The sequence below is a fragment of the Nocardia sp. NPDC060220 genome, from assembly GCF_042727815.1.
Lineage (GTDB): Bacteria > Actinomycetota > Actinomycetes > Mycobacteriales > Mycobacteriaceae > Nocardia.
In genome coordinates, this window is record NZ_JBHWZY010000150.1 from 1 (window position 1) to 10558 (window position 10558).

Annotated in this window: 8 protein-coding genes; 7 read left to right on the forward strand and 1 reads right to left on the reverse strand. The window is 68.0% G+C overall.

Translation table 11 applies throughout. The features are described 5' to 3' along the window. The coding region (locus tag ACFWF3_RS10465; RefSeq protein WP_379313404.1) for an ABC transporter substrate-binding protein at positions 1–1363 on the reverse strand (1363 nt) is incomplete at its 3' end. Positions 1364–1618: 255 nt separating this feature from the next. Between ACFWF3_RS10465 and ACFWF3_RS10470 the strand changes: the two genes are divergently transcribed. The 7 genes from ACFWF3_RS10470 to ACFWF3_RS10500 all read left to right on the forward strand — a co-directional run. Continuing rightward, positions 1619–3253 carry an ABC transporter substrate-binding protein gene (locus ACFWF3_RS10470; RefSeq protein ID WP_379313405.1) on the forward strand — a complete coding sequence of 545 codons (1635 nt, stop codon included), beginning with the start codon at positions 1619–1621 and terminating at the stop codon, positions 3251–3253. A 9-nt stretch (positions 3254–3262) separates the two neighbouring features. Beyond that, positions 3263–4306: an ABC transporter permease gene (locus ACFWF3_RS10475; RefSeq protein ID WP_379313407.1), complete on the forward strand. Its 1044-nt coding sequence runs from the start codon at positions 3263–3265 to the stop codon at positions 4304–4306. Continuing rightward, positions 4303–5187: an ABC transporter permease gene (locus ACFWF3_RS10480; RefSeq protein ID WP_379313408.1), complete on the forward strand. Its 885-nt coding sequence runs from the start codon at positions 4303–4305 to the stop codon at positions 5185–5187. Before ACFWF3_RS10475 ends, ACFWF3_RS10480 begins: the two co-directional genes overlap by 4 nt. After that, positions 5184–6836, forward strand: coding sequence for a dipeptide ABC transporter ATP-binding protein (locus ACFWF3_RS10485; RefSeq protein ID WP_379313409.1), 1653 nt, complete (start codon positions 5184–5186; stop codon positions 6834–6836). The genes ACFWF3_RS10480 and ACFWF3_RS10485 overlap by 4 nt, the downstream gene beginning before the upstream one ends. After that, the gene (locus ACFWF3_RS10490) at positions 6833–8134 is read left to right on the forward strand and encodes an acyl-CoA dehydrogenase family protein (protein ID WP_379313410.1); all 1302 of its coding nucleotides are present in this window, start codon (positions 6833–6835) and stop codon (positions 8132–8134) included. The genes ACFWF3_RS10485 and ACFWF3_RS10490 overlap by 4 nt, the downstream gene beginning before the upstream one ends. After that, the gene (locus tag ACFWF3_RS10495) at positions 8131–9507 is read left to right on the forward strand and encodes an acyl-CoA dehydrogenase family protein (protein WP_379313411.1); all 1377 of its coding nucleotides are present in this window, start codon (positions 8131–8133) and stop codon (positions 9505–9507) included. Before ACFWF3_RS10490 ends, ACFWF3_RS10495 begins: the two co-directional genes overlap by 4 nt. Before the next feature lie 22 nt (positions 9508–9529). Beyond that, positions 9530–10558: aldo/keto reductase (locus ACFWF3_RS10500; protein WP_379313412.1), on the forward strand; the 1029-nt coding region annotated here is incomplete at its 3' end.

Below are 10558 nucleotides of genomic sequence, written 5' to 3' on the forward strand. Positions count from 1 at the left end.
GGTTGGTGTACTGCGGCGAGTACACCTGCTCGAGCACCGCCACATCGGCGCGACTCTGGTTGGCCACCTGGATGTTCCAGCGTTTCTGCTGGGTGGCGGCGGCGGTGTAGTCCGGGATCGGCAGCACGTCGAGTTTCAGGTCGATGCCGATCTTGCGCAGATCCTGCTGGATCAGCTCGTAGGCGGGCTTGTTGTTGACCAGGTTGTTGATGCCAAGCAGGGCGAGTTCGAGTCGGCGGCCCTGCGCGTCCACCCGGATACCGTCGGAGCCCTTCTTCCACCCCGCTGATTCGAGGATCTGCTCGGCCTTGGTCCGGTCCTGCTTCAGTTCCGCGGAGAAGTCGACGTGGCCGGGCACGCGCGAGGAGATCACCGAGCTCGAGACCTTGTAGCTCGAGGTGAGCACCGTCTTGGCGAGCGCGTCGCGGTTCCAGCCCAGCTTCACGGCCTCCCGCACGGCACGGTCGTCGGTCGGGAACCGGTCGGTCTTGAGGTCGAAGGAGATATCGCGCCCGGGAATCAACTGCGGCACGATCCGGTAGCCCTCGGCTTTCAGCGGCGCCTCGTCGGTGTTGTTGACGTCGAGGATCGCGTCGACCTGCCCCGCGCGCAGCGCACCGGTGCGGACCGCGGCCTCGGGAATCACCGAGATCTCCACGGCGTCGAGGTAGGCCTCGCCGTTGTGTTTGCGGCTGGCGGGCGCCCAGTTATATCCGGGACGCTTCTTCAGCACCGTTTTCTGCTGGTAGACGTGCTCGGCGACGATGAACGGACCCGTGGTCACCAGATTCTGCGCCAGCGCGCGCTGCTCTTTGGTCAGCTGCAGGGTCGAGTGACCGACGATGCCGGAGAAGTACAGCGAAAGTGCCTGGAGGAAACCGGCGTTCGGTCGATTGAAGACGACCTTGACCGTCGCCGGGTCGAGCACCGTGGTGCTGGTGTAGCCGACCCAGTACGCGGTCACCGGCACGATGCCCAGCGCCTTGTCACCGAATCCGAGCAGGTCGAAATTCTCTTTCACCGAATCGGCGGTGAATTTCGAACCGTCGGTGAAGGTGACGTCGTCGCGGAGCCGGAAGGTGAATTCGGTCAGTTCCGGATTGATATCCCAGGATTTGGCCAGCCACGGTTCGATGACCCCGGTTTCGGGATTCTGGTAGGTCAATTTGTCGGTGATGTTGCTCGTGATGAGCGACTCCGGATACGAACTGCCCGAATGCGGGTCGAGGTTGGCGGGTGCGTCGAGCACGGCGAAACGCAAGGTCCCACCGGCGACCGGCGGGCCCGCGTCGTCGCTGCCCGCGACCCGGTTACCCGAGGCCGCGCAGCCCGTCAGCACGGAGGCGACGAGGGTGACGGCCACGAGCACCGTCGCCGCGGAGAATCTTTTCGATGACATTTCGCGAAGTCTGCACAACGACAAGTCCGCGAACAACCAAGTTGCACTTCGTGATTTGTTCAGTTTTAGTGAATCGAGCACGCCACCCGATCGTGAAGCGAAACTTGAATAATGGTGTAGGCATTCTTGGCGATCCGAAATCGCGGAATGTGACGGTCGCGGACTTAACCTCCGGAGTGTAAGCAACACAGTCCGCTCCGACGAAAGACCCACGACCACATGAGGAATATTCGATTCCGTCACCTTCTGGCCACCGGCACCGCGGCCATCGCCCTCGCCACCGTGCTGGCCGCGTGTGGTGGGCCGTCGTCGCAGAACGAGGCGGCAGGCGACCCGGTTTTCGGTGGCACGCTGAACTTCTACGATCCCATCGAGTACACAGCGTGGACGCCGGTCAACTCGATCTGGTCCAACAGTCAGGTCGCCAACAATCTTGCCGAGCGCCTGACCTGGCAGGATCCCGAGACCGGGGAGATCAAGCCCTGGCTGGCCACGTCGTGGGAGGTCAGCCCCGACAAGCTGAAGTACACCTTCCGCTTGCGCGCGGGAGTCACGTTCAGCAACGGTGACCCGCTCGATGCGGCGGTCGTGAAAGCCAACTACGACCAGCACGCTCTCGGCGACAAGGCGCTCGGCGTTCCGCCGGACCGGTTCTTCTCCGACTACCGGGCTTCGACCGTGATCGATCCGCTGACCGTCGAGGTGGCCTTCACCAAGCCCAATGCCGGTTTCCTGCAGGTGGCTTCGTTCTACCGGGCCGGGTCCATTCTGGCGAAGCCGTTCCTGGAGCGGGACCTCAACGGGCAGAGTCAGGCCAAGAACTGGATCGGGTCCGGTCCGTTCGTGGTGGAGTCGGTCACCGGCAACACCGGCATCACCCTGAAGCGGCGCGAGGACTACAACTGGGCGCCGACGGGTTCGGGCCACCAGGGCAAGGCCTACCTGGAGCGGGTGGTCTTCAAGACCGTGCCGGAAGCCGGGACCAGGGTCGGTGCGCTGCAGTCGGGTGAGGCGCACATCGCGCGCAACATCAGCCCCTACGACGAGGAGACGGTGACCGCCAACGGTGGCCGGATCGAGGCGTTCGCGGTGCAGGGCCAGACCAACAAGCTGTCGGTGCAGCTGGATTCGGCCACGCCGATCGTGGAGAAGGAGGTGCGCCTGGCCCTTCAGGCCGCCACCGATCGCAAGGAGATCAACGAGACGGTGCTCTCGCCGAGCTACCCGATCCCGAACAGCATCCTGGTCAAGGACACTCCCAATCGCGGCGACGCGAGCAAGTACCTCGGCTACGACCTGAACAAGGCCAACTCGCTGCTCGAGGGCGCGGGCTGGAAGAAGGGTGGCGACGGCATCCGGGCCAAGGACGGCAAGCGCCTGCAGTTCGAGGTCTGGGTGGCACCGTTCTACCAGGTGTCGCAGCCGGTGCTGGAACTACTGCAGTCCCAGTGGAAGAAGGCAGGCGTCGATCTGGTGATCCACACCGTGTCGCAGACCGAATACGAGTCGATCCGTAATTCCCGTCCCGACAACTGGGCGCTGGTGCAGGGCCAGACCTCGCGCGCCGAGGCCGACGTACTGCGCACCGCGTTCGACAGCACCGCACAGAACGAGTTCTTCGCGCCCGTGCCGGACGCGAAGCTCGACGAGTTGGTGCGCGCGCAGGCCTTCGAGTTCGACCCGGCCGCGCGGACCAAGGCCATCCAGGCGGTCGAGGACCGGGTCTTCGGCGAGGGCTACGCCATTCCGCTCTACGACGAGACCCAGGTGTTCGGCCTGGCGCCGACCGTGCACGGTTTCACCACCGAGTCCACGGCCCGCACCTGGCTCTACGACACCTGGATCACCGGGTAGGAGCCGGCGATGCGCATCTACGTTCTGCGGCGGCTGGTACAGGCGGTACTGGTCCTCTGGGCCGCCTACACCCTGTCGTTCATCTTGCTCAGCGCGCTGCCCGGGGATTCGGTGAACAACCGCATCCAGAACCCGGAGGCGCAGATCACGCCGGAGGCGGGCCGGTTGATGCTCGAGTTCTACGGGCTCGACCGGCCGGTCTGGGAGCAGTACCTGCACGCGCTGTGGGCCCTGCTGCACGGTGACCTCGGTTTCTCGCTCACCTCGGGAAGGCCGGTGACGCACGCGGTCACCGAGGCGCTGCCCTCGACACTGACCCTGACCGGACTCGGCCTGGTGTTCGGGCTGACCTTCGCCGGTGTCGTCGCGGTGGCAGCCAATTACGCGCCCTGGGCGTGGCTGCGCGGCGTCTTCGATTCCGCGCCTGCGCTGTTCGCCTCGGTTCCCACTTTCGTCGTCGGTGTGCTGGTGCTGCAATATCTTTCGTTCCGCTGGCACCTGATCCCCTCGGTCGACGACGGCACAGTGCTCGCGCTCATCGCGCCCGCCGCGACATTGGGGCTGATCGTGGCCGCACCACTGGCCCAGGTGTTCGCCACCTCGGTGCGCACGACCCGGCAGCGACCGTTCGTGCACGTGGTGGCGGCCAGGGGCGCGGGTGAGGGCTACATCTTCCGCAAGGATGTGCTGCGCAATTCGTCGCTGCCGGTGCTCACGCTGCTCGGGCTGGCCTTCGGTGAGCTGATCGCCGGTGCGGTGGTGACCGAGTCGGTGTACGCGCGTCAGGGCATCGGCCAGCTCACCGTCGGCGCGGTCGACACCCAGGACCTGCCGGTGGTGCAGGGCGTGGTGTTGCTCTCGACGCTGGCCTATGTGCTGGTGAATCTCGCGGTGGACCTGGCCTATCCGTTCATCGATCCGCGGGTGCTGGTGGACGGGCGCACGCACCGGGTCACCCGGTCGCGATCGGCCGTACGCAAGCAGGCCACCGTCTCCGTTCCGGTCGTCGCGGCGGTGCCGCGTCGACTGCCTGCCGAGGTGGCGATGCCATGACGACACTCGACAAGATCGAAGCTGTTCCGGCCCAGCCTGATTCGACGAAACCTGCGGTTCGGGCATGGTCCGCGCTGCGATGGACCCGTCGGCACTGGACGGTCGCGCTGGCATTGCTGGTGGTCGTCACCATCCTGGCGTGGGCGATCGTGCCGCAGCTGTTCACCGGTTACGACCCGCTCGCGGTGAATCCGGCCCAGAAGCTGAAGCCGCCCTCGGGCGAACACTGGTTCGGCACCGATCAGCTCGGCCGGGATCTCTACGCGCGCATCGTCTACGGCGCGCGGGCCTCACTGTTGGGCTCGGCGATCGCCGTCGGTGTCGGTGTGCTCGTCGGCTCCCTGCTCGGCGCGGTCGCGGGCTGGTTCGCCGGGTTCCCCGACAGCGCGGTGATGCGGCTCATCGACGTGGTGCTGTCGATTCCTGGCTTCCTGCTGGCCATCACCATCGTGGTGCTGCTCGGCTTCGGAGTGTGGCAGGCGGGGATCGCGGTCGGGCTCACCTCGTCGGCGACCTTCGCGCGACTCATCCGCTCGGAGGTGGTCAAGGCCCGCACCAGCACCTACGTCGAGGCGGCCACCACCAGCGGGGCCTCGACCGGCGCGATTCTCCTGCGACACGTGATCCCCAATTCGATCGCGCCGACCGTCTCGCTGGTCACCGTGCAGTTCGGCATCGCGATCATCTGGATCGCCTCGCTGAGCTTCCTCGGGCTCGGTGCGCAGCCGCCGGACCCGGAATGGGGCCGGCTGGTCTCCGACGGTCGCAACTACATCGCCACGCGCGGCTGGCTGACGCTGTGGCCGGGGCTCACCATCGTGGTGATGGTGCTGGCGACCAATCACCTGTCCCGCCATCTCTCCAGGAGGGGCTCCACATGAGCGTCGTCCACGCAATATCAACGCCTACACAAGAAGTCGAGGTGCGGCCGGTGCTGCGCGTAGCGAACCTACGCGTCGGCTACCGGGTGGACGACCGGGTCTCCCCGGTGGTGCGCGACGTCTCCTTCGACGTCCCGCCCGGCACCGTGCTGGCGCTGGTCGGCGAGTCCGGTTCGGGCAAGACCACCACCGCCCACGCCGTGCTCGGGCTGCTTCCCGGCAACGGCGAGGTCACCGGCGGCACCATCACCTTTCGCGACCAAGTCCTCACCGAGCTGAGCGCGAAAGGCTGGCGCTCGATCCGGGGACGCGCGATCAGCCTGATCCCCCAGGATCCGACCGTCTCGCTCGACCCGGTGCGCCGGGTCGGCCACCAGGTCGAGGATGTGCTGCGGCTGCACACCGAGCTCGATGCCGACGCTCGCCGCGAACGGGTGCACGAACTGTTCGAGCTGGTCGGCTTCACCGATGTCGAGCGCCGCTATCGCCAGTACCCGCACGAACTCTCGGGCGGTATGCGCCAGCGGGTGCTCATCGCCGCCGCGGTCGCGGCCGAACCGGATCTGATCATCGCCGACGAGCCGACCTCGGCGCTGGACGCGACGGTGCAGAAGCAGGTGCTCGACCTGCTCGACGAGGTCCGGCTGCGCACGGGGACCAGCGTGGTGCTGGTGACTCACGATCTCGGCGTGGCCGCCGATCGCTCCGACCTGATCGGCGTGCTGCACCAGGGCGAGCTGGTCGAGTTCGGGCCGACCGCGCAGCTGGTCGCCGACCCGCAGCACGCCTACACCCGGCGACTGCTCGACAGCGTGCCGTCGCGGCGGCCGTGGGTCCGCGACCGCACGCCGGTCGCGGTCGGCACCGAGACGGTCATCGAGGTCGACGAGCTGCGCAAGGACTACGGCGGCGTACCCGCCGTCGACGGCATCTCGTTCCGGGTGCGACGCGGCGAAACCTATTCCATCGTGGGCGAATCCGGCAGCGGGAAGTCGACGACGGCGCGGGTGCTCACCGGGCTCACCGAGGCGGACTCGGGTCGGGTCACACTGCTCGGTACCGACATCACCCGGCTGAGCCGCCGGGAGTTCCGTCCGCTGCGCCGCGACGTGCAGATCGTGTACCAGAACCCGTATTCCTCGTTCGATCCGCGCTTCGACGTCTACGACGTGGTGGACGAGCCGCTGCGCTCGTTCGAGCCGCGCCGTGGGCTGCGCCGCGGCAGGCCGAATCGGGATCGGGTGGTGGCCGCGCTCGAGGCCGCCGCCCTGCCCGCCGATTTCGTCGACCGGCATCCGCGCGAATTGTCGGGCGGGCAACGTCAGCGGGTGGCCATCGCTCGCGCGCTGGTGCTCGAGCCGAAGGTGATCGTGCTCGACGAGCCCATCTCGGCGCTGGACGTCTCGGTCGCGGCGCAGATCCTCGACCTGCTGCGCGGCCTGCAGGAAGAACGCGGGCTCACCTACGTCTTCATCTCTCACGACCTGGCCGTGGTGCGCGCGATCTCCGATCGTGTCGCGGTGATGCGCGAAGGCCGCATCGTCGAACAAGGCACCGTGGACCAGGTCTTCTCCTCTCCCGCCGACGATTACACCGTGCGTCTGCTCGACGCGATCGCCGGCCGCGACCTCATCGGAGGACTGTCATGACCACTACCATCGCGCCCGCCACCCTGGCCGAGGCACTCCCCCGCATCCGGTCCATCCTGACCGAGTTCGTCCCCGGCACGGGCGAGCGCGACCTCGCCTTCGAGCACCCCGACGCGCTGATCCAGGCGCTGGCCGACGCGGGCTTCGGCCGATTGCGGGTGCCGGTGGAGTACGGCGGTTTCGACGTCGACCTGCCGACGCTGTTCGGGCTGCTGGCCGAGGCGGGGCAGGCCGATTCCAATATTCCGCAGATCTGGCGCGGGCATTTCACCACCACCGAGATCCTGCGCGCCGAAACCGATCCGGTGGTGCGCGAGCACTGGTTCCGGGCGGTCGGTGCGGGCGCGGTGTTCGGCAACGCGCAGTCCGAGCCCTCGGCACTGGTCGCCGAAGCGGTGGGCGAATCCGCGGGCTGGGGCGTGACCACCACGCGCGCCCGGGTGGGCGAGGACGGCGTGCGCGTGGTCTCGGGCACCAAGTTCTACTCGACGGGCGCGCGATTCGCCGACTACATCCGCGCGGCCGTGGTCGACGACGAGGGCACCCGCGGTTTCGTGGTGATCCCGGCCCGGCACCCCGGCGTCACCCACGCCGACGACTGGGACGGCATCGGTCAGCGTCAAACCGGCAGCGGCACGACCTATTTCGAGGATGTGCCGGTCGAGGAGCACGGCGATATCGGCCGGTACAAGGAGTCCTTGCGCGGTCTGGATTCCTTCGTCCAGATCGTGCACCTGGCGAATCTGACCGGGATCGCGCGCAGCATCGTCGCCGAGACGGCGCAGATCGTGCGCGGTCGCACCCGCACCAGTCTGCACGCGCTCACCCAGCAGGCCACCGAAGATCCCGACGTCCTGTCGGTGATCGGCCTTCTCGAAGCCCGCAGGCTCACCGCCGAAACCCTGTTGCGGCACGCCGCCGAGCAACTCGAGGCCGCGCACGCCGCCGGGGACGAGGCCGCCTACACCCGGGCCTACCTCGATGCCTCCGCCGCGCAGATCGCGGTGATCGAGGCCGTACTCGATGCCGCGACAAGGGCTTTCGACGCGGGCGGGTCCTCCACGATCCGCAACAGCGTGCATCTGGACCGGCATTGGCGCAATGCCCGCACCCTCGCCTCGCACAACCCGGTCATCTACAAGCCGCGCGTGCTCGGCGACTTCCTTGTCAACGGCAACGCGCCGGTGCCGGGCTACTACCGGCAGCGCCCCTCGGTGGTCACACCGGACGCCACCGTCGCCGCGACCAACGGCGAGGCGACCGCGGCAGCCGACGCCGCGCAGAACGGCGCGCGATGACCGCCGTCGACCAATCGGCACCCCTGTTCGAACCCGGCGCGACCGGTTCAGCACCGGCCGCGTCCTCTCTCCCGGTACTCGACGCCGTGCCGGGTATCAGCAGCGGTAGCCTGCCGATCGGCCCGACTCAGGGCACCGCGCCGGATACCGAAATCGCAGAGACACCACAGCGTGCCCCGTCGGCAAGGCTCGACCATCCGCTCACGGTGGCGGGCATCCGAGCCGCCGCGGCGCCGATCCTGCGGCAGCTCGCCGAGACGGCGCGGCAACGCGAGATCGACCGCGACTACGCCTTCGCACAGGTGCGCGCGCTCGCCGAGACAGGGATCGCCTTGACCGGCATCGCCACCGCAGAAGGCGGGGCGGGCGGGTCGCTGCGCGAGGTCAGCGACCTGGTGATCGAGATCGCGCGGGCCGATTCCAGTGTGGCGCAGGCATTGCGGAGCAGTTTTCTGACCGCGAACCAGGTGGCGGGCAGACCTGACCTGCCGCACCGGGAGCAGACGCTGCAACGGCTACGCGACCGAGACCTGTTCGCGGGTACCAGCAATGAACGCACGGGCGGTGCCAGCGGGCAGGTCAACGCGACGGCCCGCCCTGACGGCGTGGACTGGGTGATCGACGGCGAGAAGTACTACTCGACCGGTGGGCTGTACGCGAACTGGTTCTCCACGCAGGCACAGACCGAGGACGGGACCGTGCTGCGGTTCACCGTGCCGGTGGATCGCGCGGGGGTGCGACGACTCGACGACTTCGACGCGGTCGGCCAGCGCCTCACCGCCAGCGGGACCACCCGGTTCACCGGGGTGCGAGTGAGCGCCGACGAGATCACCCCGGCGCCGGCGACCGAACCCGACAATCCGTGGCAGGGCTCCTACGCCCAGCTGTATCTGGCCGCCGTGCAGGCGGGTATCGCCGCGCGAGCCCGTGACGACGCCGTCGCCTACGTGCGGGAGAAGGCCCGCCCGATCAAACACAGCACCGCTACCAGCAGCCTCGACGATCCCTATGTCCGCCAGACCGTCGGCGAGATCGCCGCCCGCGCCCAGGCGGCGCGCGCGGTGGTCCTGCTGGCCGCCGAAACCCTCGAGGGCGTCCGCGGGCGCACCGGCGACGATGCCAGAGCCGCAGGTGCGGCGGCGGCGGTCGAGGTGGCCCAGGCGGGCGTGATCGCCATCGAATCCGCGCTCGCCGCAGCCGAACTCGTCTTCGACGTGGGTGGCGGATCGATCACCGACCGCGCCCTCGGCTTCGACCGGCACTGGCGCAATGCCCGCACCGCCGCCAACCACAACCCCCGCCAATGGAAGCAAGCCGTCGCAGGCGCGTTTCACTTGACGGGCGAACAACCCCCGACCACCGGTCTGTTCTGATCCACCGAGAGAAAGATCCCTGATGAGCTACGGCCCCTTCGACCGCTCCTACACCGCCGCGGAAGACCGCTACGAGAAGGTCCCGTACCGGCGAACCGGTACCTCCGGCCTCGACCTGCCCGCGTTCTCCTTCGGGCTGTGGCAGAAGTTCGGCACCGATTACGCCTTCGCCACCCAGCGCGAGATCATCCTGCACGCCTTCGATCTGGGCATCACCCACTTCGACAACGCCGACCGCTACGGTCCCCCGCACCGCGCCGCCCAGAAGAACTTCGGCCGGGTGCTCGCCAAGGACCTCGCGCCGTACCGCGACGAGATCGTGCTGTCCACCAAGGCGGGCAACGCGATCGGGCCGAGCCCGTACCTGCGCGGCGGCTCGCGCAAGTCGATCCTGAACTCCCTCGAGCACAGCCTGCGCGATCTCGGCACCGACTACGTCGACATCTTCTACCACCACAGCCCCGACCTCGACACTCCGCTCGAGGAGACCGTGGGCGCGCTGGTCAGCGCGGTTCAGCAGGGCAAGGCGCTCTACGTCGGCATCTCCAACTACCTGCCCGACCGCACCCACGAGATCGCCGAGCAGCTGCGCGCCGCCGGTGTCCCGCTGCTGATCCACCAGGCCCGCTACTCGATCTACGATCGCCGCCCCGAGCAGAACGGTCTGCTCGACACCGCGACCCAGGACGGGTTCGGCGTGATCGTCTACTCGCCGCTGGCCCAGGGCCTGCTCACCGACAAGTACCTCGAAACCATCCCCGACGGCGCTCGCGCGCAGAACAGCACGTTCCTGTCCCCCGATGTCATCGACGAGACCTACCGGCAGCGCACCGCCGAGCTGAACAAGATCGCCGCCGCGCGCGGGCAGTCGCTGGCCCAGCTGGCGTTGCAGTGGGTGCTGCGCCGTCCCGAAGTCACCTCGGCACTGATCGGGGTGAGTTCGGTGGCCCAGCTCGACCACAACACCGCCGCACTGGACTTCCCCGACTTCACCGCCGAGGAGCTCGCCCTCATCGAGGAGCACGGTGTCCACGGCACCGGCCTGAAGCTC